Annotated in this window: 25 protein-coding genes; 16 read left to right on the top strand and 9 right to left on the bottom strand. The window is 62.5% G+C overall.

Annotated elements, in window-relative coordinates; translation table 11 throughout:
- The first annotated feature begins 162 nt into the window (after positions 1-162).
- Positions 163-1,005, top strand: coding sequence for a Cof-type HAD-IIB family hydrolase (locus VFZ66_29270; protein ID HEX6293307.1), 843 nt, complete (start codon positions 163-165; stop codon positions 1,003-1,005).
- A gap of 146 nt (positions 1,006-1,151) precedes the next feature.
- Here VFZ66_29270 and rpmB read toward each other — a convergent pair whose 3' ends face one another.
- Entirely contained in the window at positions 1,152-1,334 is a 183-nt protein-coding gene (gene rpmB, locus VFZ66_29265) for a 50S ribosomal protein L28 (protein HEX6293306.1), read from the bottom strand.
- 190 nt (positions 1,335-1,524) lie between these two features.
- On the opposite strand from rpmB, the gene VFZ66_29260 reads away from it, so the two are divergent.
- From VFZ66_29260 to VFZ66_29245, 4 genes are all read left to right on the top strand, one after another.
- On the top strand, positions 1,525-1,896 hold the full coding sequence (locus VFZ66_29260; protein HEX6293305.1) for an Asp23/Gls24 family envelope stress response protein: 372 nt from the start codon (positions 1,525-1,527) through the stop codon (positions 1,894-1,896).
- Positions 1,897-1,977: 81 nt separating this feature from the next.
- Positions 1,978-3,660: a DAK2 domain-containing protein gene (locus tag VFZ66_29255; GenBank protein ID HEX6293304.1), complete on the top strand. Its 1,683-nt coding sequence runs from the start codon at positions 1,978-1,980 to the stop codon at positions 3,658-3,660.
- A 62-nt stretch (positions 3,661-3,722) separates the two neighbouring features.
- Positions 3,723-4,565: a DegV family protein gene (locus VFZ66_29250; protein ID HEX6293303.1), complete on the top strand. Its 843-nt coding sequence runs from the start codon at positions 3,723-3,725 to the stop codon at positions 4,563-4,565.
- A gap of 134 nt (positions 4,566-4,699) precedes the next feature.
- Positions 4,700-5,539 (top strand): DegV family protein, encoded by an 840-nt coding sequence (locus tag VFZ66_29245; protein ID HEX6293302.1) that lies wholly within the window; start codon positions 4,700-4,702, stop codon positions 5,537-5,539.
- An 87-nt stretch (positions 5,540-5,626) separates the two neighbouring features.
- On the opposite strand, the gene VFZ66_29240 is transcribed toward VFZ66_29245, so the two are convergent.
- Together VFZ66_29240 and VFZ66_29235 are read right to left on the bottom strand one after the other, a co-directional pair.
- Positions 5,627-5,950, bottom strand: coding sequence for a type II toxin-antitoxin system PemK/MazF family toxin (locus tag VFZ66_29240; protein HEX6293301.1), 324 nt, complete (start codon positions 5,948-5,950; stop codon positions 5,627-5,629).
- Complete coding sequence (locus VFZ66_29235; GenBank protein ID HEX6293300.1) at positions 5,947-6,183, bottom strand: ribbon-helix-helix domain-containing protein; 237 nt, start codon at positions 6,181-6,183, stop codon at positions 5,947-5,949. Before VFZ66_29235 ends, VFZ66_29240 begins: the two co-directional genes overlap by 4 nt.
- 190 nt (positions 6,184-6,373) lie before the next feature.
- On the opposite strand from VFZ66_29235, the gene recG reads away from it, so the two are divergent.
- From recG to VFZ66_29210, 5 genes are all read left to right on the top strand, one after another.
- Complete coding sequence (recG, locus tag VFZ66_29230) at positions 6,374-8,896, top strand: ATP-dependent DNA helicase RecG (protein HEX6293299.1); 2,523 nt, start codon at positions 6,374-6,376, stop codon at positions 8,894-8,896.
- 224 nt (positions 8,897-9,120) lie between these two features.
- On the top strand, positions 9,121-9,777 hold the full coding sequence (gene phoU / locus VFZ66_29225) for a phosphate signaling complex protein PhoU (protein HEX6293298.1): 657 nt from the start codon (positions 9,121-9,123) through the stop codon (positions 9,775-9,777).
- Between the two features lie 92 nt (positions 9,778-9,869).
- A complete protein-coding gene (gene phoU, locus VFZ66_29220; protein ID HEX6293297.1) occupies positions 9,870-10,550 on the top strand; it encodes a phosphate signaling complex protein PhoU in 681 nt (226 codons plus the stop codon).
- Positions 10,551-10,701: 151 nt separating this feature from the next.
- Positions 10,702-12,072: an FtsW/RodA/SpoVE family cell cycle protein gene (locus tag VFZ66_29215; protein ID HEX6293296.1), complete on the top strand. Its 1,371-nt coding sequence runs from the start codon at positions 10,702-10,704 to the stop codon at positions 12,070-12,072.
- Between the two features lie 85 nt (positions 12,073-12,157).
- Entirely contained in the window at positions 12,158-13,420 is a 1,263-nt protein-coding gene (locus VFZ66_29210) for an MFS transporter (protein ID HEX6293295.1), read from the top strand.
- A 210-nt stretch (positions 13,421-13,630) separates the two neighbouring features.
- Here the strand turns inward: VFZ66_29210 and VFZ66_29205 are convergent, their stop codons facing one another.
- Positions 13,631-15,100: a 1,4-alpha-glucan branching protein domain-containing protein gene (locus tag VFZ66_29205; GenBank protein ID HEX6293294.1), complete on the bottom strand. Its 1,470-nt coding sequence runs from the start codon at positions 15,098-15,100 to the stop codon at positions 13,631-13,633.
- 13 nt (positions 15,101-15,113) lie between these two features.
- On the bottom strand, positions 15,114-15,494 hold the full coding sequence (locus tag VFZ66_29200) for a DUF4190 domain-containing protein (GenBank protein ID HEX6293293.1): 381 nt from the start codon (positions 15,492-15,494) through the stop codon (positions 15,114-15,116).
- Positions 15,495-15,792: 298 nt separating this feature from the next.
- On the opposite strand from VFZ66_29200, the gene VFZ66_29195 reads away from it, so the two are divergent.
- Together VFZ66_29195 and VFZ66_29190 are read left to right on the top strand one after the other, a co-directional pair.
- Complete coding sequence (locus VFZ66_29195; protein HEX6293292.1) at positions 15,793-16,464, top strand: hypothetical protein; 672 nt, start codon at positions 15,793-15,795, stop codon at positions 16,462-16,464.
- Positions 16,465-16,544: 80 nt separating this feature from the next.
- Entirely contained in the window at positions 16,545-16,961 is a 417-nt protein-coding gene (locus tag VFZ66_29190) for a M67 family metallopeptidase (GenBank protein HEX6293291.1), read from the top strand.
- A gap of 19 nt (positions 16,962-16,980) precedes the next feature.
- Here VFZ66_29190 and VFZ66_29185 read toward each other — a convergent pair whose 3' ends face one another.
- The 3 genes from VFZ66_29185 to VFZ66_29175 form a co-directional block, all read right to left on the bottom strand.
- Complete coding sequence (locus VFZ66_29185) at positions 16,981-17,763, bottom strand: SDR family oxidoreductase (protein ID HEX6293290.1); 783 nt, start codon at positions 17,761-17,763, stop codon at positions 16,981-16,983.
- Between the two features lie 123 nt (positions 17,764-17,886).
- A complete protein-coding gene (locus VFZ66_29180; GenBank protein HEX6293289.1) occupies positions 17,887-18,399 on the bottom strand; it encodes a Uma2 family endonuclease in 513 nt (170 codons plus the stop codon).
- A 316-nt stretch (positions 18,400-18,715) separates the two neighbouring features.
- Positions 18,716-19,996 (bottom strand): S41 family peptidase, encoded by a 1,281-nt coding sequence (locus VFZ66_29175; protein HEX6293288.1) that lies wholly within the window; start codon positions 19,994-19,996, stop codon positions 18,716-18,718.
- 186 nt (positions 19,997-20,182) lie between these two features.
- On the opposite strand from VFZ66_29175, the gene VFZ66_29170 reads away from it, so the two are divergent.
- Positions 20,183-21,412: an exonuclease SbcCD subunit D gene (locus tag VFZ66_29170; protein HEX6293287.1), complete on the top strand. Its 1,230-nt coding sequence runs from the start codon at positions 20,183-20,185 to the stop codon at positions 21,410-21,412.
- A gap of 85 nt (positions 21,413-21,497) precedes the next feature.
- Here VFZ66_29170 and VFZ66_29165 read toward each other — a convergent pair whose 3' ends face one another.
- Positions 21,498-23,294 (bottom strand): hypothetical protein, encoded by a 1,797-nt coding sequence (locus VFZ66_29165; protein HEX6293286.1) that lies wholly within the window; start codon positions 23,292-23,294, stop codon positions 21,498-21,500.
- A gap of 284 nt (positions 23,295-23,578) precedes the next feature.
- On the opposite strand from VFZ66_29165, the gene lysA reads away from it, so the two are divergent.
- The 3 genes from lysA to VFZ66_29150 form a co-directional block, all read left to right on the top strand.
- Positions 23,579-24,955: a diaminopimelate decarboxylase gene (gene lysA / locus VFZ66_29160; GenBank protein ID HEX6293285.1), complete on the top strand. Its 1,377-nt coding sequence runs from the start codon at positions 23,579-23,581 to the stop codon at positions 24,953-24,955.
- A gap of 126 nt (positions 24,956-25,081) precedes the next feature.
- Positions 25,082-25,960 (top strand): hypothetical protein, encoded by an 879-nt coding sequence (locus tag VFZ66_29155; protein ID HEX6293284.1) that lies wholly within the window; start codon positions 25,082-25,084, stop codon positions 25,958-25,960.
- A gap of 99 nt (positions 25,961-26,059) precedes the next feature.
- A partial coding sequence (locus VFZ66_29150; GenBank protein HEX6293283.1) for a hypothetical protein occupies positions 26,060-26,317 on the top strand: 258 nt, incomplete at its 3' end.

Here is a 26,317-nt window from a genome sequence, read left to right as displayed (position 1 = left end):
AGCAGCGCGGCGACCGTCGCCTGGAGTTCGATTAGAATAGGGGGACACGAATCGCTGCCTGGGCGCTGGCTGGCTCCGACCGGCGCTATCGGCAGTGAGCTAGAACGATGGCCCGCCGGAGGCACGCGCCGGGGCCGTCGCTGGGGAGGAGGAGGGCTTGTGATGCACTATCATCTACTGGCTCTGGATCTGGATGGGACGACGGTTGGGCGAGATCTCACGGTAGCGCCCGACACGATCGCGGCGGTGGCGGCCTTTCAGTCGCGCGGCGGCTGGGTGTCGCTGGCGACCGGGCGCAACGTGCGTACGACGGCGATCTTTGCCGAGCAGCTCGGTGTGAACGGTCCGCTGATCTGCTACCAGGGCGCACTGATCAAGGATCGACGATCGGGAGAAATCCTGTTCCACGATCCGGTGCCGCCGGATCGGGCTGCGGAGGCGGTGTCGCAGCTCCTAGGCGCGGGCGTCTACGTCCACGCCTACATCGACGACGAACTCTATGTGCCGTGGTCCGGCAGAGAGGTCGAGCTCTACCAGAGCTTCTCGCAGGTCAAGCTCGTCGTGCATGTGGTCGACGATCTGGCGGCGGTCGTCGCGCAGCATCCGCCGACCAAGCTGCTGTTCATCGACGAGCAGGATAAAGTCGGGCCACGGGTGGCGGGCCTGCAAACGCATTTCGTCGACCGGCTGCATGTGGTGCGGTCGCACGCCCACTTTGGCGAGCTGACCGCTCCCGGCTGTACCAAAGGCCGCGCGCTGGCGCAGCTCGCCGCAAGGCTCCATATTCCGCAGCAGCAGGTGGCGGCGGCGGGCGATCAGTTCAATGATCTGGAGATGCTGACGTGGGCTGGTCTGGGCATGGCCGTGCGCAGCGCGCCGCCGGAGGTGCTGGCGGTCGCGCAAGTGCTGATCGACGAGCCGGAGCAGGCGGGCGTGGCGGCTGCGATCCGGCGCTACCTGCTGGCGGATGAGGCCGCCGCACAGCACCGACGCCGAGATGATTAACGAGCCGTTAAGGATGCTCCTTGATCGGGCGGCGGCGTTTGCACTATAATGCGCTCCACATGAGGCACCAGATTGCACGTGCGCGCGCTACCAATGGAAAGACCCATCCACAAGGATGGGCCTGGATCGGACGAGGTGTGCTCTCGTTAGCGGGTTTTGACCGCAGTTCGGATGCAGCGGGTGCAGAGCTTCACTTTGACCGGCTTGCCGTTTTGCACCCGTGTCACCGTTTGCAGGTTCGGGTTGAAGCGGCGGCGCGTGTGTCGGTTCGAGAAGCTGACCGCGTTGCCGAAAGATGGGCCTTTGCCGCACTCAGCGCATTTAGCCATGAGTGGATGCCTCCTACAGCCTATGGTTTCTTGAGACGAATAATTCGCGTTTGCAATGGCAGAGCAGCCGTTACCCTGGGCTGGGCAGGCGACTGCTCTGCGCCGAATGATACCATAGCTCAGCGCTTCTGGCAAACCCGCTGGATCTGAGCCGTATGCCAGGCGCCTATCGGTGGAGTACTACAGACCTATGAGCGATCGTAAAGAACATCCAAATACACGTGTGTTGCCCCAGGGCGTGATCGAAGTTTCACCGCGCGCCATCGCCTCGATCGCCGCGCAGGCGGTCTGCCGTTCCTATGGCGTGGTCGGCATGGCACCTGCCAACCTGCGCGATAGCGTGGTTCAGGTGCTCCGTCAAGAAGATCAGCATCGTGGTATTGAGGTGCATATCGGGAAGGATAGCATCGCTGTTGATCTGTATGTTGTGCTGGAATATGGGACTCGTATCTCAGAGGTTGCTCAGCAGGTGATAGCGACCGTGACGTACGCGCTGAACAAATCGCTGGGAATGCCTGTGTCGACGGTGAATGTACATGTCCAGGGCATTCGCACGGAATGAAGCCAGGGCCGGGCATCTGGCGCTACACAAGCCTGCGCCGACCCTTGTTCATAACTCTTGACTGATCATCTCGGAGGATACATGAATCAGCACAACGGTACAATCTGCGACGGGCATATGCTGCTCCATGGGCTGCAAGCCGCCGCGCACTGGCTCAATCAGCACGTCGGCGATGTCAATGCGCTCAATGTCTTTCCGGTGCCCGACGGCGATACCGGCACGAATATGCATCTGACGCTGAGCGCGGCGGTCAATGATGTGCAGGCGCAATCTTCCGCCGCCGCCGTGGCCGAGCAGGTCTATCGCAAGGCGCTGATGGGCGCGCGCGGCAACTCAGGGGTGATTTTGTCGCAGATTATTCGCGGCTTTGCGGAAGGCATCGGCGGCAAGCCGGAGCTTGACGGTCAAGGGCTGGCTCTGGCGCTGCGTCAGGCCGCCGAGCGCGCCTATAAGGCGGTGATGAAGCCGACCGAGGGCACAATCCTGACGGTGGCGCGGGTTGCCGGCGAGAAAGCGATGGCAGTGGCCGAGACTGGCGCGGACTTCGAGCAGGTGCTGGAGGCGGCGGTGCTGGCCGCAGACGAGGCGGTCGCCGAGACGCCCAACCAGCTCAAGCAGCTCCGCGATGCGGGCGTGGTCGATGCTGGCGGCAAGGGGCTGGCGATTGTGCTGCAAGGTATGCTCAAGCATACGCGGGGCGAAGAGATCAAGCGATCCGAGGCCGATGTAGGCGCGGTTGCGGTTGCGTTTGATATTGACGAGATTCATAGCGAAGATGATTTTGGCTATTGCACGACGTTTTTGATCGAAGGTGAAAATATCCCGTTCGAGGAGGTCCGCGCGACAATCGCCAGCATGGGCCAGTCGGTCGTAGTCGTCGGCGACGAGTCGCTGGTCAAGGCGCATATTCACATCGAGCGTCCCGGCGATGTGCTGAACTATGCGATCGGCTTCGGCGCGCTGACCGGCATCGAGATCGCCAATATGGACAAGCAGAAGGCGGCGATCAAAGATACGGGCATGGTTTCCGCCGATGCGACGCGCGCGCCCAAGGAGTCGGCGGCGGCGATCGGCGTGAAAGCGGTGCTGCCGACGGAGCCGGTCGCGCCGATTGGGATCGTGGCGGTCGCGCCCGGCCAGGGCTTCGTCGATCTGTTTCACTCGCTCAACGCGGGCAAGGTCATCACCGGCGGCCAGACGATGAATCCCAGCACCCAGGATCTCGTAGGCGCGATCAACGAGCTGCCGCAGCAGGAGGTGATTATCCTGCCTAACAACTCGAACATTCTGATGGCGTCGCGGCAGGCGCAGGAGCTGGTCGATAAAACCGTGCGGGTGATCCCCTCGAAGACCGTGCCGCAGGGCATGGCCGCGCTGCTGGCGTTCAACTACACCGAAGAGCTGGAGGCCAACGTCGAGTCGATGAGCAACGCGCTCAAGAGCGTTCGGACGCTGGAGATCACTACGGCGGTGCGCGACGCGACGGTCGACGAGAAAGAGGTGCGCATGGGCCAGACGATCGGCCTGCTCGATGGCACGCTGGTCGAGGCCGGCGACGACCGCGATCAGGTGATCGACGCGATGCTGGATCGGGTCGATATGGAAGACTACGAGGTGCTCACGATCTACTACGGCGCGACGACGACCGAGGAGCAGGCGCAGGCCCTAGCGGAGCGCATCACCGAGCGCTACAGTCATCTCGATACGGTTGAAGTACAGTGCGGTGGACAGCCGTTTTATGATTTCATTATCTCGGCGGAATAGCGCTCACCAGCGACCGGCAGCCGCGCGCTGGTCGCTGTCGGTATGTGTATGCGGAGGGATCGATGTCCAGCATTAAAATTGTGACTGATAGCACGGCGGATATTCCTCCCGCTATGCTGCGTGATCTCGACATAGAGGTTGTGCCGCTCTACGTCAATTTTGGCGAGGAAACGTACCGTGCTGGAATCGATCTGACGAACGAGCAGTTTTATCGCATGCTGCACGAGAGCAGCACGCCGCCCACGACGACCGCACCGCCGACGATTGTGTTCGAGCAGACCTACCGGCGGCTGGCGCAGCAGCACGATGCGATCATCTCGATCCATATTTCGAGCCATCTCAGCACGGCGTATAAAGCCGCCGCCCAGGCGCGCGAGCGTCTGCCGGTTTCGCTTGTGCGGATCGATGTGGTCGATAGCCACTCGGCGTCGATGGGCATGGGCCTGACGGTGCTGGCGGCGGCGCGTATGGCGAAAGAGGGCATGCCCGTGGACGAGATCGTCCGCCATGTACATCACCGCGTGCAGCATACCCACAGCGTCTTTTTTGTGGATACGATCGAGCATCTGGATCGATCGGGACGAGTCAGTATGGCCTCGAATCTGCTCAGCTCGATGTCGCGGATCAAGCCGCTGCTGCTGATCGACGAGGGCCATATCGTGCCCTACGAGCGCACCCGCACGCGGGCTAAGGCGATCGACGGCCTGTACACCTTCGTCGAGGACTTTCCGAACGTCCATGAGGTGGCGATCATGTACAGCACGACGCCCGAAGATGTCGAGAAGCTGCTCGATAAGCTGATGCTGATCTTTCCACGCGATGAAGTGCTATGCGCCGAGTATGGCCCGGCGCTGGGCACGCATCTCGGACCAGGCGCGATGGGTGTCGCGGCCTACGAGGGCTAGGGATCGAGTGTCAAGTTCCAAGTTTCGAGGTTCTTGCCCTCGATGCGCCGGGCGCCCTTTGGGCGTGGCACCCGGTTCTCCGTCTGCTCTTTGTCCTTTGTTCTTTGTTCTTTCTTCTCATCAAGGAGGATGCAGTGACAGTTGCAGTGGTGGTTGACAGCACCGCCGACATTCCGCAGTCGACACGCGAAGAGCTCGGAATTTCAGTCGTTCCGCTGACGATCTTGTTCGGCAATGAGTCGTTTCTTGACGGCGTGGACATGACCAGCGACGAGTTCTACAAGCGGCTGGTCGAGAGCAATGTTCACCCTTCGACATCGCAGCCCTCGCCGGGTTTATTCGCGGAAACCTACGAGCGGCTGGCGCGCGACCACGATGGCATTATTTCGATCCATCTGAGCGGCAAGCTGAGCGGCACGCTGCGCTCGGCTGAACAGGCCAAGGAGCTGGTGCCCAACATTCCGATTCGTGTGATCGACACCGGCAGCGTTTCGCTCGGCTCAGGCTTCTTAGGCATCGAGGCGGCGAAGATGGCGCGCGAGGGCAAAAGCCTGGACGAGATCGCGGCGCGGGTCGAGTCGAAGATTCCCAACATTCGGCTCTGGGCGGTGCTGGATACCCTGAAGTACCTTGAGCGCGGCGGGCGAATCGGACGAACCCGCGCGTTTCTAGGGACGCTGCTCAACGTCAAGCCGATGATCCAGGTGCGCGGCGAGGTGCTGCCGGCGGAGCAGGTGCGCACGCATAAAAAGGCGATTGCGCGGATGGTGGAGCTGGCAAAGGCGGAAGCGCCCTACGAGAATCTGGCAGTGCTGCATAGCGTGGCCGGGCCGCTGGCCGAGGAGTTTGCCAATCAGCTTGCCGCCGCCGGCATTCACCCCCGCGATCAGATTATCGTGGCGCAGCTCACGGGCGTGATCGGCGTCCACAGCGGCCCCGGCTTGATCGGCGTCACCGGCATCAAAAAAGCCTAGCTCGCTCGCTTCGTCCTCAATCCTTTCTTGTCGGTATACTGAGCCGACAAGAAAGGTTTTTTAATGAGGTGTTTGGTTTCGAGCCTTTCAAACCAGTTTGTCAAGACCCAGGGCAAACTCGATCGCGGCGCGCACGTTGCGCATTTTGGCGGGAGACAGGTGGGTAATGAATGATCCCAGATTAGCTTTTTGAATCGTCTGAATATTGTCACAATTAGCAGCACAATCGTTGAAAAGACCATCGGCGGGTGTTAGCGCAACTTGCGAAGGAATACCCCGAATGGTCGATGTGATGGGCACAACTGTAATACTTGTCAGGTAGGGTATCGCGGAGCTACGAGTTAAGATCAAGACGGGCCTTCGTTTGTCGGGCGCGCGAAAAGTGTACCAGTACACATCGCCTTGGTTCATTCCGCGCCCCAATCTTGCTCGTCAGCCCACTCGTCCACTTCGCCTGGATCTACTGGATATTGCGCATAGCCTTGTGCGTGCTGCTGCTCTAATTTCTGGATCGTGTGATGTTGGATCGCCGCCTTTAGCGCCTCACGTATAAAGGCAGAACGAGTTGTGTGAAGCTCTGTAATCACCTGATCGACTTCGGTCAGCAGTGGCTCGTCAATCGTCATTTGAATCGTTTTCATCATGCCCTCAGTATGTGGATGTTTATGTATAAACTAATCCACATACACATGTGTGTCAAGGCTTAACCGTGACAGATCATTATGGTAGACCGCATTGGATGGGACAATGCACCAATGTGAATCATCCGCATCTCAAGATCCGGCACGAGCTTGCACAGCAGGTTATAATTCGTCAAGAAAAAACATTCGAGCGATGGATACACGCGAACAGATCATCCAACTTGGTAAATGTCTGGCGGCGGAGGCGCAGGCGGGCTATATCGACGCGGTCAAGGGCGGCCTGGATGCCTTTCTCGCCGAGTGGGCAGCCGCAGCCAACGGCGCGCTAGAGATCCCGGCGGTGCAGGCGGCGCTCGTGCGGCTGCGCGGCTACGCGGCGCTCGAGCCCGACGATCGGCGGGCGCGGCTCGACGAATCGCTGGCGCAGTTGCGTGCGCTCTTCAGCAAGGAGCGCGCGGAGCCAGCCGCCAGGGCCAAAGCGGCCAGGACCAAAGCGCCTGCCGCGAAAGCGCCCGCTCCACGCGAGCCGCTGACTCTTGAGTCGCCGCTGTCGGCGTTTCCCGGCATCGGGCCTTCGCTGGCAAAAGCGTTTGTGCGGCTGCGCGTGCGCACCGTCGAGGATCTGCTCTATCATTTTCCGCATCGCTACGACGATTACTCATCGCGCACGACGATCGCCGAGCTGACCGTGGGAGCGACCGAGACGGTCGTCGGCGACATCGCCGAGGTCAAGACCTTCAACACGCGCACGAGTCTTGGCGGCGTGAACGTGGTGATTCAAGATGATACCGGCGCGCTCCAGATCACCTTTTTCGGCCAGAGGTGGCTGGTCAACCAGCTCAAGCTCGGCGATCGTATCGTGGTCAGCGGCAAGGTCGGCGCGTTCAACGGGCGGCTCCAGATGAATAGCCCCAAGTGGGAGCCGTACCGCGAGGATGCCCTGATTCACGCCGGACGCCTGGTGCCGGTCCATCCGCTGACCAAAGGCATGTACGAGCGCAACGTGCGCACCACGATCAAAAAGGTGATCGACGCGGCGGTGCCGCTGGTGCGCGAATACGTGCCCGATGAGGTCCGCGAGCGGGCCAGGCTGATCCCGCTGGACCAGGCGCTGGCGCAGGTCCATTTTCCCGACGATCACAAACGCTTGGCGCTGGCGCGCTACCGGCTGGGCTTCGACGAGTTTCTGTTTATTCAGCTTGGCGTGCTCCAGCGCAAGCAGCTCTGGCAGGGCGTGCCCGGCTACAGGCTCGATCTGCACCACGATGTCCACAGCGATTTCTTGTCGCGGCTGCCGTTCCAACTGACGGGCGCGCAGACTCGCGCGCTGGACGAGATCTTCGTCGATCTGCAACATCCCGTGCCGATGGCGCGGCTGGTCCAGGGCGATGTCGGATCGGGCAAGACGGTGGTCGCGGCTGCCGCGCTGCTTCAGGCCATCGCCAACGGCTTTCAGGGCGCGCTGATGGCACCGACCGAGATTCTGGCCGAGCAGCACTACCGGGGCTTGAAGCGAATTCTCAGCCAGGTGCGCGTGCCGCGCGACGCCAAGGACCTGGCCGAGCACAGCAGCGAGTGGAAGCAGCGCATCGAGCCGGAGCAGCTCAAGCGCATGCAGGAGCTAAAGCGGCTGCTCGGCATGAGCGACGAAGAAGATATGGACGGCGCGGGCGTGCGCGTGGCGCTGCTGACCGGCTCGCTCAAGACCAAGGAGCGGCGGCGGGTGCTGGAAAGCATCGCGAAGGGAGAGGTCGACCTGGTGATCGGCACGCACGCGCTGATTCAGGAGGGTGTGCTCTATAACAGCCTGGGCCTGGTCGTGATCGATGAGCAGCACCGCTTTGGCGTCGAGCAGCGCGAGCGGCTCAAAAGTAAGGGCCACAACCCACACCTGCTGGTGATGACCGCCACGCCGATCCCGCGTACGCTGGCGCTGTCGATCTACGGCGATCTGGATGCCTCGGTGATCGACGAGCGACCGCCGGGCCGTCAGCCGATCAAGACCAGATGGATTCGCAAAGCCGAGGTCGCCAAGGCCCACAAGCATATCCGCAAGGAGGTTGCGGCGGGACGGCAGGCCTTTGTGATCTGCCCGCTGGTCGAGGAGAGCGAGAAGCTGGAGCTGGCCTCGGCGGTCGAGACGCAGGAATATTTGCAGTACGAGGTCTTTCCCGATCTGCGGATTGGGCTGGTTCATGGCCGGATGAGCCAGGTCGAAAAAGATGAGGTCATGACGGCTTTCCGCGACCGAGCGTTCGATATTCTGGTCGCCACGGCGGTCGTCGAGGTCGGCATCGACGTGCCCAACGCGACGACGATCCTGATCCTGGGCGCCGAGCGCTTCGGATTGGCGCAGCTTCACCAGTTTCGCGGTCGCGTCGGGCGTGGCGCGCACCAGTCGTACTGCATCGTCGTCTCGGATGTGGAGAACGACGTCACCGAGCAGCGGTTGCGGGCGCTGGAAGAGAGCGAGGACGGCTTTGTGCTGGCCGACGTCGATCTCAAGCTGCGCGGGCCGGGCGAGTTCTTCGGGCGGCGACAAAGCGGCACGCCCGATCTCAAGATGGCCGAGTGGGGCGATACCCGTCTGCTGCATGCCGCCAGGCTAGAGGCGGAACGAATCTTGCTGCAAGATCGATCGCTTGAGCAGCCTGCGCACGCGCTGCTGAAAGACAAAGTTGCGACATTCTGGGCCAAAGCTGGCGACGCCAGTTGAGACATCCTGCCTGATCGCCCCTGCTGTTGATGTTCATCTCCTGACGCTGCTCGTATCACACGCATCGACAGGCTGGCGGTATGCGTACCGGGTAGGCGCTGGAGCATGATTCCGGCTTCGCGTCTACGATCGCGGCGCGGAAATTGTAAAGATCTATAGATTTTTTTCCGAAGATATGCTAGAAACGCATATGCGATTCTGATCGGTGACAAAGGATCACGACTATGCCGCGCCCATATTACGATCTACAGCTCCGCGAGCTTCAAGACGATCTGCTGCGCCTCGCCAGCCAGGTCGAATCCTCGATTGTTCGGGCGGTCGGTGCGCTGCGCGCGCAGGATGTGGACGAAGCGCGTAGCATCATCGCCGAAGACGACATGATCGATCGTGCGCAGTACGCGATTGAAGATAAGGCGCTGCATGTGATCGCCCGTCAAGCGCCGCTTGCCGCCGACTTACGGCTGATTAGCGCGGTCATCTCGATCGCCAGCGAGCTGGAGCGGATGGGAGATTACGCCGAGGGAATTGCTGAGATCACCATCCGTGGCGCGCACGAGCCGCTGCTCAAGCCGCTGGTGGATATTCCGCGCATGGCCGAGACATCGCAGCGGATGCTCCGGGAAGCGCTAGATGCCTTTGTCAGGCGTGACGCCGAGGCCGCGCGGCGTCTGGCGAGCGAAGACGATCAGGTCGATCAGCTGACCACCGTGATTCAAAATGATTTGCTCAAGCATATGATCGAGTATCCCGCGAACACCGAGCGCGCGCTGCACCTGATGTTCGTGGCGCATAACCTGGAACGGGTGGCCGACCGTGCTACCAATATCGCCGAGCGTGTCATCTTTCTTGTCACCGGCGAGGTGGTAGATCTCAATGATTAGCCGATACTCGATGAAGGATACTGCTGCACGATGAGGTGCCCTCCCATCACGTAACCCGTATCCTGCATCCTGCATCCTGCATCGGTGGTGTTATGAACCGGCAATTTTTTCAAGACCAACTGGACCGGCTGATGAACGACACGCTGGCGCTGGGCAGCCGTGTCGAAGAAGCGCTCGCCCAGTCCCTGCACGCGGTCAAGACCAACGATCTTGATCTGATGCAGCGCATCATCAACGACGACAAGCATATCAACGCGGCGGCGCAGGCGCTCCACGAGCGCTGCCTGACGTTGATTGCGCGACAGCAGCCCATGGCGGGCGATCTGCGTGAGATCAGCGTTGTGCTGAGCTTGCTGCCGGAGCTGGAGCGCATGGCCGATCATGCCGCGACGTGCTCCAAGATCGGGCGGCGCATGAACGCGGAGCCGAGCTTTGTGCCGTTGATGTCGATGGGTGGTATCTTCCCCTCGGCGATCCCTGAGATGGGCGAGCGCGTGCTGCGCCTGCTTCAGGCGGGGCTGGATGCGCTGGCGCGGCGCGACGCCGCCTATGCCGAGCAGCTCTGCCGTGACGACGACGAGATCGACCACCTCTATCGGCGGCTGTTCCGCGAGACGATCGAGCTTGCGCGCACGCAGCCCGATTACAGCGATGAGGCGATCCATCTGCTGACGCTGGCGCATAATCTCGAACGCATCGGCGATCGAGTCACAAACCTGGCCGAGCAGGTGATCTTCTTGCTGCGCGGCGAGATCGTCGAGCTGAATACGTGAGGAAGCACAAGGGCAGAGAGAACAAAGCACAAAGAACCAGGCATGAGCGCCGCCGGGCCGGCGGGTGAGGGCCTGGACTCGGCGCGCAGGAAACAGGAAACGGCTATAATGGTAGCTACGGATATAGCTTGCATAGAAGATTCGGAGCTTCATGTTAGATCAACTGCGACGGATTCGGTTTACAGAACTTCAGCTACTCATCACCGCGCTGCTGTTTTTTGCCAGCGGCTACCTGCTGGCGTCGCTGTCGGGCATCGGGACTGAGCAGCAGACGCTCCGGGATCTGCTGGGGCTGCTCTGGCCGTCAAGTCTGCCGATCCTGCTGTTCGTGCTGATCAGCTTTATCTTGAGCTGGCGGCTACCCCGCGCCGATCAGCTGATCCTGCCGCTGGTGGCAGTGCTGTCGGGCATCGGGCTGCTGTGGAACGCCCGGCTCCAGGGCAGCTTCGATCAGCTGTACGGCCCCGACTACTACGGCAACATCGCCTCGAAGCAGGCGGCGTTTGTGCTGGCGGGCGCGCTCCTGCTGCTCGGCATGGCGCTCGCGCCCCTCGACCGCATCTTTATCCGGCTTCAGCGCATGTCGTTCATGGACTGGCTCAAGAACCATCGCTGGATCTGGATCATCCTTGGGCTGGCGCTGGTGGCGATCACGCTGGTAGCCGGGAAAGGCCCCGAAGGACAGGATCAGCGGCTGTGGATCGACCTGGGACCGTTCAACCTTCAGCCATCCGAGCTGCTCAAGGTGATCCTGGTGATCTTCCTGGCCTCGTACCTGGACGAGCACCGCGAGGTGATGAACGAGGTGCCCTTTCGGATCGGGCGGCTGCGCCTGCCGCCGCTGCCCTACCTCCTGCCGATGGTCGGCATGTGGGGCCTGACGATGGGCATCATCATTATCCAGCGCGACCTGGGCGCGGCGCTGCTGCTCTTCACGCTCTTCCTGGCGATGCTGTACGTCGCCACCAGCAAGGGCTGGTATGTCGTCGCTGGCCTGGGCGCGTTTGCCGCCGGGGCGTTTGTGCTCAACCGCGCCATCTCGCGCGTCGCTGAGCGCGTCCAGCTCTGGCTCGATCCGTGGTCGCTGGCGAACGGCTACCAGCCGGTCCAGGGCGCGTACGCGATCTCTGCCGGTGGCGTCTTCGGCACCGGGCTGGGCCAGGGCCTGCCGGCCTACATTCCGGCCTCGCACACCGACTACGCTTTTGCCGGACTGGCCGAGGAGCTGGGCATCGCCGGGGCGATCGGCATCCTGATCGTCTATCTGCTGCTGATGTACCGGGGCTACCATACCGCGCTCTCGATCAACAGCCGCTTCCGTGGCTTCGAGCAACTGCTGGCGATCGGGCTGACCTCGATCCTGGCGATCCAGACGTTTATTATCGTCGGCGGCAACCTGCGGGTAATCCCGCTGACCGGCATTACGCTGCCCTTTATTTCGTACGGCGGCTCGTCGGTGCTGATCAACTTCTTGATCGTCGGCCTGCTGCTGCGGATCTCGTCGAATGTGGCGCGGACGTGACGCGCAGCCGCTACGTCGCGCCGGAGCTACGAAGCCAGGTTTTATCGCAAAGCCTGGCTTCGTTATTTGATCGGCTCTGGATCGCATGACTTCGCAGATACAGCCTCGCTCGACCGGCGTGCCGCGTCCTTTCTGGATCGCCGTCTTCTGGGCCTGGGCCGGTCTGGGTATCTTTGAGCTGCTGCTGCCGCTCTATGGTCGGGCGCTCGGTGCCGACAGCACGACGATCGGCTGGCTCTTTGGCGTGTTCTCGTTCACGGCGCTGCTGCTGCGGCTGCTCATAGGTCGTGTGCTGGACCACGCGCCGCGCCGCCCGATCTTTGTGCTGGGCCTGCTGCTGTACGTCCTGGCGCTGAGTCTCTTCGCGGTGGCGCAGACGGTTTCGATGGTGGTTGTGGCGCGGCTGCTGCAAGGGCTTGGCTCGACGACCGCCTGGCTGACGGCGGCGGTGCTCCTCGCCGACTGGGCGCAGGCCGATCAGCAGGCCCGGCTGTTTGGACGCTACCAGATGATCAGCGTGCTTGGCTCGGTGATCGGCGCGGTATGGGCGGGCGCGCTGATGATCCTGCTGGACGGCGAGACGCGCGCGGCGCTGCTCGACGCATTGCGCCTGCTGGAAGGCTCGATCGTCGGCGATCTCCAGGGAGCGCTGGTCGCGGCCCTGCCGCCGCCGTGGTCGCCGCTGGCCGTGCTCCACCTGATTTTCGCTGGAAACGCGCTCTTTGCCGCGATCGGCTGGCTGGCCGCGCTGCGCATGCCGGAGCCGCAGCGCCACCACGCCGCGACCCAGATGCCGCGTACGCTTGTGCGGGAGCGCCTGCCGCTGCTGACGATCGCGCTGCTGGTAGGGCTGGCAGGTGGCCTGACGCTGCCGATGCAGGTGCTGCTGATGGACGATCGATTCGCGCTGGGCGGTGCTGGTGTGGCGCTGGTGTATGCCGTGCCCGGCGTCGTCTATGGCGTCGCGCCGGAGCCGCTGGGCAGGCTTGCCGATCGCTGGGGGTATCGTCCGGCGGCGCTGTGCGGCCTGGTCTGCCTGGCGCTTGCGTCGGCGCTCCTGCCGATCATGCCGAACGTGCCGGTCGCGATGCTCGTGCTGTGCCTTGAGGCTCTCGGAGCCAGCATTGTCTCTCCGGCGCTGCTGGCGCTGGTCGCGGCGGGCAGCGCGCACGCTCGCGGCAGCGCCTACGGCCTGTTCACCATGGCGAGCCTGCTTGGCACGGCTGTCGCATCGCCGGTGGGCGGGCGGCTGTATGCGTATCTGCCGGGGCTGCCGTTCTGGCTGGCGGCGGTCTGCCTCGTCGTGGCAATGCTGGTGGTTGGGCGGCTGCGAGGGACAGGAAGTTGAGTTTCAAGTTCCAAGTTTCGAGTGCAGGCCCTCACCCCGCTTCGCTCCGCTCAGCACCCCTTCCCCGCCCTCGCGGGTCCCTTTCCCGCTCGGTGTGCGCAGGCGAGGGGAGAAGCGGTTCTTGGTTCTTGGCACTTGGTTCCTGGTTCTCCGCTTGTTCCTTTGTTCTCTTGTTCTCTTGTTCCTTTGTTCTCTGTTCTTTGTTCTTTGCTACGCAAACATCCGGTAGTTGAGGAAGGGAAAGAGATTATCCAGCTCGGCGATCTCGCTCAGGTAATTCTCGGCATCAGGCGATGGCTCGTCGCGCTCGATGTAGTAGATCAGCCGATCGAAGCGCGACAGATGCTCGTCGAAGCGGCGCTGCGCGTAATCCTGGGCCGCGCCTGTCGCGATCAGCGCCGCCCAGTCGCCGCTCTGTCCCAGCAGCAGCTCACGCGCCGCCTGGCTCAGCAGCTCCTCTTCTAAGCCTTCGGCGGTCGGGTGGAGTCTGACGACCGCCGCAAAGGTGCTGGACGCCTGTTGGAGCCGCTGCCGCAGCGGGTCAATCAGCGGCGTGTCAAACAGCGGATTGGCCTCATGGGCTATCGCATCCAGCCTCGGCAAGGACGTGTAGACCTGGCTGAGCGTTGCCAGACGAATGTCGTCGGCGTCGATCAGCCGGTTGACCACGCTTTGAAGCCAGCGCACGCCCTCGAACCACCAGTGCCCGAACAGCTCGGCGTCGAAGGCGATGACGACCGTCGGCTCAGCCGCGTGTGCTGAGGCCGCGTGCAGCCGCTCACGGATCGCGCGGACAAAATGCTCGGCGTGCTGCTCCACGCGGCTAAACGCCAGATACGGATCGTACCAATCTTTGTTTTCGGCTGGCACGTCGGCACCTGTTACGCGCCAGTAGGCCAGCCCCGACGTCGGGTGATCGCGGTAGAACTCGCGGTACAGCCCATCGCCGGGATAGCCGATGCCGGGCGCAAGCACATGCTCGGCCAGCACATGATCGGGATGAACCGTCGGCAGGCCATGGGCGTCCTGACTGATCCCTGTTCGCTCCTGGTGCGTGCCGACCGCGTAGCGTAGCCCCAGCTCACGAGTGTATGTCTGCAAGGCTGGCGCACCGCCGCTGGGCAGCCACAGCCCGCTCGGACGCTGCCCAAGCTGCCGCAGGACGACGAGCGCGCCCGCCTCAAGCTGCGCGCGAATTTCACGCGATGAAAGCTGCGGCAAATAGGCGTAGGTCGCAGGAGCCAGCAGCATCTCGGTGCTTTCGCGGATCAAGCTCCGAATCGTCGCCGTGAGGTTACGCCCAAAGCGCTCGACGAAATTGTGCTCGATCACGTCGATCCAGTCGATGTAGAACCGGGCCAGGTAGGCCGCGTGGCTGTTATGCTGCGCTTCAAAGTCGGCCAGATCCTCCGCCGCGCGCTCGCGAAGGTTGCCCAGCCAGACGATAAAATGCTTGGCGATGACCGGATCGGCGAGCTGCTCCAGCAGCACCGGGCTGATCGAGACGGTCAGCGGCCACGATCGCCCGGACGAGCGCAGGTCGTGCAGCATGGTCAGCAGCGGCACGTAGCTCTCGGCAATAACCTCGTGCAGCGATTCCTCGCCGTGCGGCCAGCGACCCGCGCGGCGCACATAGGGGAAGTGCGCGTTGAGCACTATGGCGACGTTGCCATTGATCATTCGTGTTCAGCCATTACGGAGCGAAGCCAGTGCCGAGGATCGCCAGGAACCAAAAGCCACAAACTGCACAAAATCCCAGCACCGTCAGCCCAACGTTGATCCAGCCCAGGACGATCCCGGCCTGTGCCATTCCTTCGCCCGTGAGACGACCGCCGGAGACGCGGATCTCTTTTTGCGCGTTGCGGCCCAAAATAATCGCAGGAATTGCGCCAAGAATCCATAGTCCGAGAAACGATCCAATGCCCAGGAGCAGGGCAATCAATGCGGTATTGCTCGTGACGCCGTACGCAGTCTGTGTCTGGTACTGGCCTGGCGGGCTGTACTGCGGCGCTGACGACGGAGGAACCGTAAACGGCTGTCCGCTCGTGCTCGGCGGAGCGGGCGAATCGTACACACGCGCATGAGCATCTGCGGCTGGCGATGTCGGCAGGCGATCGGCTTGGGTTTGTGGTAGGCTGCTCTGATTCAAGCTAATGGTGGGGCCAGTAGCTGCCGGTGTGGATGATGTTAACGGAGTGCCGCAGCGAAAACAGAATGCTGCACTCGCTTCATTCGTCGCGCCACACACAGGACACGTCATCGTCCGATCCTTTCGGCTCTAAGCTCAATGCCAGTATCATAGCAGAACATCGCTCGCGGTGTCCATAATCCTGGCAAACGGATTGCTGATAGGATGACATAAGGAGGCTTGTATGATTTATACGCTTATCTTCGGTACTCCTGTCCAGAGCAGCGATAAGCAGATTGGAAGGCTGGAGCGGATTATCGTTGACAACGGGATCGCCAATCAGGTGACGATCAATCCTGGCTTGCTGGGAACCGAGCGGGTGGTGCCGATCACCGTGCTGGAAGAGACTTCTGCCGATGTGATCCGTATGAATGCCTCGAACGATGAGTGGAAGGCATTCGCGGCCTATCAGATGCAACAGTCGTTAAGTAATCCGGTCGAGGATACGCCCAATCTGTCGGCGCTGACGACCGATCAGGTGGTGGCGGGCGGCATTACCGACTCCAGCCATCCCACGAGCGATACTGGCGCGCGCCGCACCCAGCGCACCGTAGGTGATACCTCGGTGGTGCTGTCGTCGCGGACCAAGATTGTGGATGACACTGGCGCAACCAAGCAGCGTTGTCTCAAGGGGCTGGTCGTCGATACCGGACGACCGCAGCAGCTCGTGCTGGACGATGATAGCGCGGTGCCGTTCGAGGCGATCACGCTGCTCGACGAGAACCAGATTCATATCGGCGGTGCGCATCAGGCGCCTGTGCTGGGTGCCGATCAGGAGGGCATTACTCCGACGCTTGAGCAGCCGCTCGCCGAGCGCGGCGTCAACGACGACCAGATCGTTTCTAGAGGCGAGTAGGCCTTTCTATCCTGTCTGATCCGCGAGACGGCGATGCTCAACCTTCGTCGAGCGTCGCCGCCTGATTCCACCGGTCCTCGATGTATCTTCAGCGTCACCATCTCGCCGCGCTTTTCGATCTGGCCGCCGCCGATGCAGAGGTCTGCGGCGTGCTGCTCGGACGCCGAGCGCCACACATCGCGCTCACTATGATCGTCGCCGGGCACAACGTCCACCCGACGCCACGGCAGCATTTTTTGCTCGACGCGCCGACTCTGCTCAAGGGTGATGCGCGGGCACGCGCCGCAGGCGATGAGCTGATCGGCTTTTACCACAGCCACCCTAACGGCAGCGCCGTGCCTTCGCCCCACGATCGCCGCGATGCCTGGCCGGGCTATGTGTATCTGATCGTCGCCGTCGAGCGCGGCCAGCCCCGATCGGTCTGCGCCTGGATCTGCGATGCTGCGGGCACACTCCGTCCTGAGCCGCTGCTGCCGCTTACAGCCGCGCACAGCTAGCCCGGCGTCCGGTGAGCGCTCACGACAGCAGTTGTTTGGCGTCGTCGCCGTAAATATCGACGATCTGCCCGTTGAACCTGGCTCCCTCCGCGTCTGCCAGCGCCGCGATCAGCCGTCCTGGCGTCTCGGCCTGCTGGAGCTGGCCGCTGGCGTAAAATTCCTGGAAGCGCTCGGCAACGCGCTCGCCGACAACCTCCACCGGCTGCTCGCGAATCGCGGTCTGCATCACTGTGTCCACGACGCCGGGATAGACGCAGATCGCGGCGACGCCGCTGCTTTCCAGCTCCAGCCCAAGCTGGCGCGTCAGCATGTCCAGGCCCGCTTTCGATACCGAGTATGGACCGGCGCGCTCAAGCGGGTTGCGCGCCGCTCCCGATGAGATGTTGATGATGCGGCCCCAGCCCAGCGCCACCATCTGCGGCAGCACCGCGTAGGCCAGCCGAAACGGCGCGACCAGGTTGATCCACAGCGAGCGCTCCCAGGCGTCGGCGTCCAGCTCCCAGGTCAGGCCGAACGGCCCGACCGCCGCCGCGTTGTTCACCAGCACGGCGATCGGGCCGAGCGTGGACTGGACTTCTTGCACGAGCGCCCGCGCGGCCTCGGTGCTGGCTAGGTCGGCTGGCACCGCCAGCGCCGTGCCGCCGCGCTGCTCGATCTCCGCGACAGCGGCGTCTAGCTCGGCCTTGTTGCGAGCCGCGACCGCGACATGCGCGCCCCGGCGGGCCAGCTCAAGCGCGGCTGCTCGCCCGATCCCGCGACCGCCGCCTGTCACCAGTGCTACTTTTCCGGTCAGTTCGCTCATTGGTTACTCCTTATCGACGCGGGATTGCACAAGATGGCGTGCTGCCCTGATAAACACGAGAAACATGCTCGTATCGCCCGCAAAAACCGCGAGATTCTGATTGGGGCTGTTGGTTTTGGTCGGCTACTGCGCTAGAATCTCGTCGGCGCGTATGGCTAAGCCTCCAAGGATTGCCGTCTGCACCAGCTCTGCTCCGCGTACGATCTGCGTCATTTGATACGCATCATGCCTGGGCTGTGTGTAGACCATGACGATCTCGTGCTGTACGTCGAGCAGCCAGACTTCGGGGATATCGGCCTGGGCATAGCGTGGGATCTTAACCTCGCGATCGTACTCAAGCGATGTCTCCGCCACCTCGATCACCAGCAGCACATCCTCAGCCGATGGATGCGCGGCTGCGTAGAAGTCGGCGCACGGCTGAAGGACGGCAATATCCGGCTCTGGCTCCGAGTAATCGTTGAGGCGGATAGGGTTTTGCACGCTAATGATCGCCCTATCACCCAATCGACGTGTCAGGAGGGTATTCAAGCGGTTAACGCACGCAGCATGGCAGCTACCAATCGGGATCATTTCCAGAATCTCGCCGTCGATGAGCTCCACAAGATCGTGCTCCTGTAGAATGCCAGCTTCAACCATGCGATTGTATTCACGAACGGTAAATTGTCGGCGGGCTACCTGTACAGCCATAGGACCTCGCTCGCTCACCCTGAGTATGATAACGTGCCTTTTCCTGCTTCCTTACTGATTGGAACTATTGTAGCACGGCGTATTCCAGGCCAAAATAACGCCATGATGCATAGCGAAACGTGATCGACGGGGATGCCCAACAGCGGCGAGGACACATCCTCACCGCTGTTGTCGCAGTCGTATCGAGTGGTTAGGGCATGATCAAGGATTATGTGGGGGCACGCTCCACCCCCGGCCTGGCGGCCCTTTGTTCTTTCTTCCCGCGCTACCTCGGCACGATACTGCTCGGCTCGTCCGCCACCGTCGCCACGCCCAGCAGGCCAAGCGCGCGTAGCAGCTGCGTATCCTCGGACTGTAGGATCTCGGCATCCGACAGCCTGCGCGCCGTGCTTGGCGTCAGCGCCCGCACGCCACTGGGCAGCGAGACAGCGATGTCGGGCTTGACGCCCTGGTGACGCAGCTTGCGGCTGTTCGGCGTCAGCCACTCCGACGTGCCCAGATAGACCGCCGAGCCGTCTTCGAGCGGGATCGGCGTCAGGACCGTGCCCAGGCCGATCGTCTGCACGCCGATGATCGTCGCGCGACCGTGGTCTTGCAGCGCTCCCGCGAAGATCTCCGACGACGACGCGGAGCCGCCGTTGATCAGCACGACGATCGGCAGCTCCGTCTCAGGCTGCGACTCGTTCGTCTTGTACACATCCTCGCTGCCGTTGCGGTCGCGCACCCGCAGCACCACCTCATCCTCCGGCAAGAACTGGCTGGTGACGCTGATGGCCTGATCGAGCAGGCCGCCGGGATTGTTGCGCAGGTCAAGGATTAGCTTCTGCGCGCCCGCTTTTTTCGCGTCGGCTAGCGCCTGCTGCATCTCTTTCGTCGCGCTCTGCGAGAACTGCGAGAGCCGGATGTAGCCGACGGTGCCCGGCAGCATATGCCAGGTGACGGCGGGCACTGTGATCGCCGCGCGGGTGATCGTCACCTCGACGGGCGCTTCTTCGTCAAGATGGCGCAGTTGCAGCGTTACGGTCGTGCCCGGCTCGCCGCGCACCCGATCGACCACCTCGTCGATCGTCATGCCCTGCGCGTCTTCGCCGTCGATGCGCAGGATGATGTCGCCGGCTTTGACCCCGGCTGCCTCGGCGGGAGAGCCCTCGATCGGCGCAGTGATCGACGGGAAATCGCCGACCTGATTGATGTACGCGCCGATGCCTTCGTACTTGCCCTGCTGCTCTTCGCGCTCTTCCTGGTACTCTTCGGCGGTGCTGTAGCGTGTATGCCCGCGATCGTTGAGCGTGTCGAGCATGCCGTTGATCGCTCCTGCGATCATCTCATCGGGATCGGCTGCTTGAGGATCGAGGAACTGCGTCTCGGCGAGATTCCAGACTTTCCAAAAATTGCTGAACTTCTGGCAGACATCGGCGGACTCGGTACACTGGCCGGAGCTGGCCGCGCCCTGAACATAGCCAGCGCCGGTGCCCAGCGCGAGTGTGCAGCCCATCAGCAGTGTCACCAGCCACAGGGGCGGTCGCCACGATACGACACGCTTCATCTCATTCACTCCTCAAACATGCACAAATAAGGCGTTAAACCTGATCTCTGTTTCGATCTTGTATCACGTAGTATAATACCGAACTATCTTAAATGTTGGCTAAGAACCGCGATGCAGGCGGTCGATCGGCTGTCTGGCGCTGCTCGCACAGGCTGCGCCCGGTTGTGACCTTTCAGATAGGAAATCATGCCAAAAGTATTACATCTGGCCGATATTCATATCGGCATGGAAAACTACGGTCATCTCAACCCCCAGACAGGCTTGCATAGCCGGCTCGAAGATTATCTGCGCCGCTTCGACGAGGTGCTCGACTATATTTTCGAGCACGAGCCGGTCGATCTGGTGCTGATTGCTGGCGATATTTACAAAAATCGTACCCCCAATCCCACGCACCAGCGCGAGTTTGCCCGGCGCGTCAACCGGATTGTACGCGCTGGCCTGCCGGTCTTTATCCTCACCGGCAACCACGACGCGCCCGCCGCCAACGCTCGCGCCCACTCGGTCGAGATCTTCGATACGCTTGAAATCGAACGGGTGACGATCGCGTCCAAGATGCGCGTTCATCTGATCGATACGCAGCGCGGCCCGCTTCAGATGATCGCGATTCCCTGGCTCAATCGGCAGGCACTGCTGACCAAGGACGAGATGATCGGCCTGCCGATGGGCGCGCTTGAGGTCGAGATGCTGAGCCGTGTCAGCGCCTTTATCGAGAGCACGCTCGAACGGCTCGATCCCGATATTCCAACGGTGCTGTCGTTTCATGGCACCGTCGGCGGCGCGACCTACGGCGCGGAGCGCAGCGTGATGCTGGGCCATGATCTGGTGGTGCCGAGCTCGCTGCTCGCCGCGCCGGGCATCGACTATGTGGCGCTGGGACATATTCATAAGCATCAGGCGATCGGATCGCAGCCGCCCGTGGTCTATCCCGGCAGCATCGAGCGGATCGATTTTGGCGAGGAGCACGAGGCCAAGGGCTTTGTGATCGCCCATATCGAGAAGGGCAACACAAGCTGGCGCTTCGTCGAAGTCAGCGCGCGTCCGTTCGTCACGGTGCGCGTCGATGTGCGACAGCACGCCGATGCCCAGGAGCGTATCCGGCGGGCGATTGCGAAGCATCATCTGCAAGATGCGATTGTGCGCGTGCTGATCGATTGTACGCTGGCGCAGCGGCAGACGATCGACGAGCGCGCGATCCGCGTGCAGGTCGAGGAGACGGGCGCGCATGTGGTCGCGGCTATCGCGCTTGAGGTCGAGCGCAGCAGCCGTGGTCGTTTCGCCGAGGTTGCCGAGCAGGTTCGGGATGGGCTGACGCCGCAGCGCGCGCTGGAGCTATATTTGCAGACCAAAAACGTGCCCGCCGAGCGACAGGCCAGGCTGTTGCAGGCGGCGGCGGGCCTGATGCAGCGCGAGATTTAGCCCGCATCTGCACAGATCTGGTCTATAAAGCCGCGCGGCTCCTGGATCACCCAGGAGCCGTGCGCCGTGTGGAGTGTGGGGCTGCTTACTGTGCCCAGATGGCCCACATATCTTCTTTGCCGTTGTTGGTCAACTGGACCTGACCGCTGCCGTCGCGGTTCATGACGTAGATCTCGTAGTCGCCGTCGCGGTCGCTCTGGAAGACGATGCGGTTGCCATCCGGCGACCAGGTTGCGGCTTCGTCGAGGCCGTTGCTCGTAGTGATGCGCGCCTGGCGTCCGCCGTCGATCGCCATCGTGTAGATCTCGTGGTTGCCGTCGCGGTTGCTGTTGAAGACGATCAGCGTGCCGTCAGGCGAGACGCGCGGGAAACGATCTTCGCTGGTGTTGTTGGTCAGACGGGTCGACTCTGCCGGAACCGGCGAGATCAGCTTGGTCACTTCCAACTGGTTGCGCTTATCCATCGAGTAGCTCAGCGTCGCGCGGTAGATCTCCCAGTTGCCCTGGCAGTTGCTCTCGTACACCAGGCCAGAGCCGTCAGGCAGCCAGGTCGGGTACTGGTTGACGCAGCCGACGGTATCCGTCAGGCGGGTCGGCTCAGCCGTGCTGCCGATGTTGAGCATGTAGAGATCCTGGTTGCCGTCTCGATCCGACACGAACGCGACCTTAGTGCCATCGGGCGAAACCGCCGCGTTGTAGTCGTTGGCGTTGCTGGTATGGAGCCGCTGGAAGCTGCCGCCGGAGGTCGTCATGCTGACGAGCTGCGCCTTGTCGTTGAAGCGCTTGCTGTGGCCGACGATCCGAATCTTAGCCGGGTCCCACGAGCGCAGCACCGAGTACGGGTTAGTCTCCTTGGTGTTGCCGGTGATCGCGCTCTGGCCGTTGCCGTTGGCGTCCATAGTGTAGGTGTTGAACTCCGTGGTGTCGCGCTTGGAGGCGAAGGCGATCGGCAGGCCCGGATCGGACGAGGCCCACGGCATGCCCAGATCGGTGTAGCGCCACTGGAAGTAGTGCTGCCCGACGTTGCCCATCTCCACCTGATACTGCGCCGGGTTGGACGGCGTGTAGGTCAGCACGCGGCGCTCGTAGATCTGCACCATGATGTCTTTATCCTGACCGCCGACCCGCGCGGTGATCCAGTAGGGATCGGTGATCGGATAGCCGAACGCCTCGATCGCCGAGACACCGGGAACGTTGTTGCGGAAGTCGTTGAAGACGCGCGGCACGTTGTGGCCGGTCACGCTCTCGTAGGCGACAATATCGGTGCCGGGCTTGTCTGCCAGATCCTGGCGGAAGCCGATCGTGCCGTTCTTGTCGAAGGTTGCGCCGACGCGCTGGCCGACCTTGTTCTGATCGCGGTACGGGTTGTCGGTGGTGGCAACGTTGCGGAAGCTGGCGTAGGTCGGAGCGTTCGGGTTATCCTTGGCCGGATCGCCCGCTACCGGGATGTCGGCAGGCGCGCGCTGCTCGTTCTCGGCCTCGGTGGTCGCGTCGCCGAGCTTCACGCGGCCCGAAACCATCTCGACCGGAAGCAGGCCATTGGTAACGCCGCCAAGCGGCCCGGCGGTATTGCTGGGATTGTTGATCTCCATGCGCGCTTTGTCGAAGTACTGCACCAGGCGCGTGCCGCTGGGCGATTGCCTGTAGAACTCGCGGTAGTCGAACCACGGGCTAGGCCCCCAGGTCCACGAGCGGTTGGTGCGGCCCTGCTGAACCGCCAGATCAGAGTTGCGCCAAACCGTCTCGAAGCGAGAAGAAGCGAAGCTGGCGCGGTTGTTGCTCCAGGGTCCTGCCTGGGCTGGCAGGGCGCTGATCAGCACCGCGCCCAGTGTAGAAGCGGCCAGCCCTTGTTTGAGCCAGCGCATTGAACGATAATAAGCCATGGTATCCTCCTGCGAACTCGGTTATGTGAGAGCGTTTCTGTCTTTCGATGTCTCGATTGTAGCAAGATCCGATCATCGCTAGAATGAAGTGCTTGTGAAAAGGCGCTGATTTTAGCACAATACCCGTATCAGGTTCAGGCTACCATAATATGTGCCACGATTACGGGCATCGTCCATTGGTCCACGTTCATGTACGACGTATTCTTGTACATGACATAATTTTAGCTTTTGACCATTGATTCGTACACTTGTCAAAACGCTTTTTTGCCGGGTATCTTTCGCATATGCAACCACTACATTCATTACTCTGGCCGACAACGGCCACAATCACGACGAATAATCGCCTTTCGCTTGCGGGATGCGATACTGTCACGCTGGCTCAGGAGTACGGTACGCCGCTCTACGTCCTCGACGAGGCGACGCTGCATGGTGCGGCGGCGCGCTTTCTAGCCGCGCTCCGGCGGGCCTATCCGGCTGACAGCGCGGTCCATTACGCGGGCAAAGCGCTGCTCAACACCGCCGTTGCTCAGCTTGTCGCGCGCTGGGGCCTGGGCCTCGACTGTGTATCACTGGGCGAGCTGGCGATCACGCGGCGGGCGGGCGTTGCGCTGGAGCATGTTCACCTGCACGGCAATGCCAAGCCGCGCAGTGAGCTGGTGCAGGCGCTAGCGTGGGGCGTAGGCCGGATTATGGTCGATAGCCTGGATGAGCTGCGCGTGCTGGACGAGCTTACCCGCGATCGACTCGCCGCAGGGCACGCGCCCCAGCCGATTCTGCTGCGGGTCAACCCCGGCGTCGATGTGCATACGCACGCACATATTCAGACCGGGCAGCTTGATTCTAAGTTCGGCCTGCCCATCGCGACCGGCCTGGCGCTTCAGGCGGTCGAATACGCGCTTCAGTCGCCGGGGCTTGAGCTGGTGGGCATTCATGCACATCTCGGCTCGCAGATCGCGGAGCTGGAAGCGCTGGCGCTGGGTGTTGAGCGCTTGCTGGCGCTTGCCGCCGCTCTCGGCTCCCGGTATGGCTGGCATCTGCGCGAGCTAAGTCCGGGCGGCGGGCTGGGCGTGCCCTATCGCGCCGAAGATCCTGCGCCAGAGATCGAGGCATATGTGCAAACGCTGGCAGATGCCGTGATCGCGGGCTGCGAGCGCTGGAGCATGCCGCTGCCAAAACTGGTGATCGAGCCTGGCCGCTCGCTGATCGCGCGGGCGGTGGTGGCGCTGTACGAGGTGCTGGCCGTCAAGACGGTTGAGGGCGTGCGTACATTTGTCGCCGTGGATGGCGGCATGGGCGATAACATTCGGCCCGCGCTGTACGATGCGCGCTACACCGTGCTGCGGGCCGATCGGGCCGTGGAGCCGCCGACCGAGCGAGTGACAGTGGTGGGCCGCTACTGCGAGAGCGGCGATGTGCTGCTGCGCGATGTGCTGCTGCCGCCGCTTGAGCCGGGCGCGCTGCTGGCTATTCCGATGGCGGGCGCATATACCTTGAGCATGGCAAGCACCTATAACTTAGTGCCGCGTCCGCCGCTGGTGCTGGTACGAGCCGGGCATTCGCACGTGCTTCAGCGCCGGGAAACCGTGGACGATCTGGCCCTGCGCGATCTGGCTGCGCCACCTGATTCGGGCAGCGAGGCAAATATAGGACCAAATTCCTAGTGATGTGCCCGTATCTTTACGGGAAGCGCCCCGGTCAAAAAAGCAACAAACAGTACGTCGCAATCGTCCTGAGAAGCACTTGTTATCGTTCTTGCCTGCGACGTACCCTAGCGAAAGGATCTCGACATGCGTTTACGACGCACATCCCTAGCTGCGACTCTGATCGCTGCGCTCAGCTTGGTTGGCTGCGGCACACCCGCCGACCTGCCCGTCACGGGGCAGTTGCCGCCGAAGCAGGCGCAGCCAACCCCGACGCTTGTACCAACGCCGAGCGCGTCGCCGTCGCCGAGTCCGAGTGGCTCGCCCTCGCCGAGCGCATCGCCCTCGCCGAGCGCATCGCCCAGTCCGAGTGGCTCGCCCAGCCCCAGCGCGTCGCCGTCGCCGAGTCCGAGCGGATCGCCCTCGCCGTCGCCGAGTGGCTCGCCCTCGCCCAGCCCCAGCGCATCGCCGTCGCCGAGTCCGAGCGGATCGCCCTCGCCGTCGCCGAGTGGTGCTCCGGCGGCGGGTCATCCGATCGCGCGCGTGATCGCCGAGGAGTTCGGTGTGCCGGTCGCGGAAGTCGAAGGCTACCATGACGAGGGCATCGGCTATGGCATCCTGGCGCAGTTCTACAGCATCGCCAACAACCGCTGTGGTGGGACCAGCTCCTACACAGTCGCTCAGTTGGTCGAGATGAAGCAGAGCGGCATGGGCATGGGCGAGATCCGCAAGCAGGCGCTCGGCAGCGCATCTGCGAAAGACTGTAACCTGGGCCGTCTGAAGCAGGGCGATCTGGACGAGGCCGACGCCGAGGTTGAGCGCGCCAAGGAGAAGGCCAAGGACCAGGGATCGGCTAAGAAGCCAAGCCCGGAGCAGCCAGCGGCACCGGAGCAGCCAAAGAAGAAGCCGCAGCCGCCGAAGCCCTCCAAGCCCGACAAAGCTACCAAGCCTGCCAAGCCTGCGCCGCAGCCCAAAGCGCCGGATCATGGTAAAGGCGGCGAGGGCGGCAAGGGCAAAAACAAATAAGCGTTCTGCGATACCGCAGCTTTTCACGCCGGGGCTATCTGCTCCGGCGTGAAGTGTTAAGGTCGCGTACAATGTGTACAGGAATACGGGGGAGCTGCTATGTATCCAGAAGTATTGCCTGTGCTGCGCTGCCCAACCTGCGCCGCCGAGTCGCTGGAACTGCTGGGGCCGCTCCATGAGCACGACGAGATTGCTGCGGGAGCGCTCCGGTGCCGTGATTGCAGCGCGCAGACGGCGATCCGCGCTGGCATCTGGGATGCTCTTGGCGACGCTCCGGTGCCGCTGACGCCCGCCCAGTTGACCAATTATCTGCCGCTGACGGCGCGCGTGTACGAGCCGCTATGGCGCAGGTTCTCG

The organism is Herpetosiphonaceae bacterium (assembly GCA_036374795.1).
Classification (GTDB): Bacteria; Chloroflexota; Chloroflexia; order Chloroflexales; family Kallotenuaceae; genus LB3-1.
This window is presented reverse-complemented; position numbering and strand designations above follow the sequence as displayed.

Excerpts from the sequence above, each read along its gene's own strand:
- VFZ66_29270 (HEX6293307.1), top strand. The coding sequence starts at position 163 with ATGCACTATCATCTACTGGCTCTGGATCTGGATGGGACGACGGTTGGG.
- rpmB (HEX6293306.1), bottom strand. The coding sequence starts at position 1,334 with ATGGCTAAATGCGCTGAGTGCGGCAAAGGCCCATCTTTCGGCAACGCG.
- VFZ66_29260 (HEX6293305.1), top strand. The coding sequence starts at position 1,525 with ATGAGCGATCGTAAAGAACATCCAAATACACGTGTGTTGCCCCAGGGC.
- VFZ66_29255 (HEX6293304.1), top strand. The coding sequence starts at position 1,978 with ATGAATCAGCACAACGGTACAATCTGCGACGGGCATATGCTGCTCCAT.
- VFZ66_29250 (HEX6293303.1), top strand. The coding sequence starts at position 3,723 with ATGTCCAGCATTAAAATTGTGACTGATAGCACGGCGGATATTCCTCCC.
- VFZ66_29240 (HEX6293301.1), bottom strand. The coding sequence starts at position 5,950 with ATGAACCAAGGCGATGTGTACTGGTACACTTTTCGCGCGCCCGACAAA.
- VFZ66_29235 (HEX6293300.1), bottom strand. The coding sequence starts at position 6,183 with ATGATGAAAACGATTCAAATGACGATTGACGAGCCACTGCTGACCGAA.
- recG (HEX6293299.1), top strand. The coding sequence starts at position 6,374 with ATGGATACACGCGAACAGATCATCCAACTTGGTAAATGTCTGGCGGCG.
- phoU (HEX6293298.1), top strand. The coding sequence starts at position 9,121 with ATGCCGCGCCCATATTACGATCTACAGCTCCGCGAGCTTCAAGACGAT.
- phoU (HEX6293297.1), top strand. The coding sequence starts at position 9,870 with ATGAACCGGCAATTTTTTCAAGACCAACTGGACCGGCTGATGAACGAC.
- VFZ66_29215 (HEX6293296.1), top strand. The coding sequence starts at position 10,702 with ATGTTAGATCAACTGCGACGGATTCGGTTTACAGAACTTCAGCTACTC.
- VFZ66_29210 (HEX6293295.1), top strand. The coding sequence starts at position 12,158 with ATGACTTCGCAGATACAGCCTCGCTCGACCGGCGTGCCGCGTCCTTTC.
- VFZ66_29205 (HEX6293294.1), bottom strand. The coding sequence starts at position 15,100 with ATGATCAATGGCAACGTCGCCATAGTGCTCAACGCGCACTTCCCCTAT.
- VFZ66_29195 (HEX6293292.1), top strand. The coding sequence starts at position 15,793 with ATGATTTATACGCTTATCTTCGGTACTCCTGTCCAGAGCAGCGATAAG.
- VFZ66_29190 (HEX6293291.1), top strand. The coding sequence starts at position 16,545 with ATGTATCTTCAGCGTCACCATCTCGCCGCGCTTTTCGATCTGGCCGCC.
- VFZ66_29185 (HEX6293290.1), bottom strand. The coding sequence starts at position 17,763 with ATGAGCGAACTGACCGGAAAAGTAGCACTGGTGACAGGCGGCGGTCGC.
- VFZ66_29180 (HEX6293289.1), bottom strand. The coding sequence starts at position 18,399 with ATGGTTGAAGCTGGCATTCTACAGGAGCACGATCTTGTGGAGCTCATC.
- VFZ66_29175 (HEX6293288.1), bottom strand. The coding sequence starts at position 19,996 with ATGAAGCGTGTCGTATCGTGGCGACCGCCCCTGTGGCTGGTGACACTG.
- VFZ66_29170 (HEX6293287.1), top strand. The coding sequence starts at position 20,183 with ATGCCAAAAGTATTACATCTGGCCGATATTCATATCGGCATGGAAAAC.
- VFZ66_29165 (HEX6293286.1), bottom strand. The coding sequence starts at position 23,294 with ATGGCTTATTATCGTTCAATGCGCTGGCTCAAACAAGGGCTGGCCGCT.
- lysA (HEX6293285.1), top strand. The coding sequence starts at position 23,579 with ATGCAACCACTACATTCATTACTCTGGCCGACAACGGCCACAATCACG.
- VFZ66_29155 (HEX6293284.1), top strand. The coding sequence starts at position 25,082 with ATGCGTTTACGACGCACATCCCTAGCTGCGACTCTGATCGCTGCGCTC.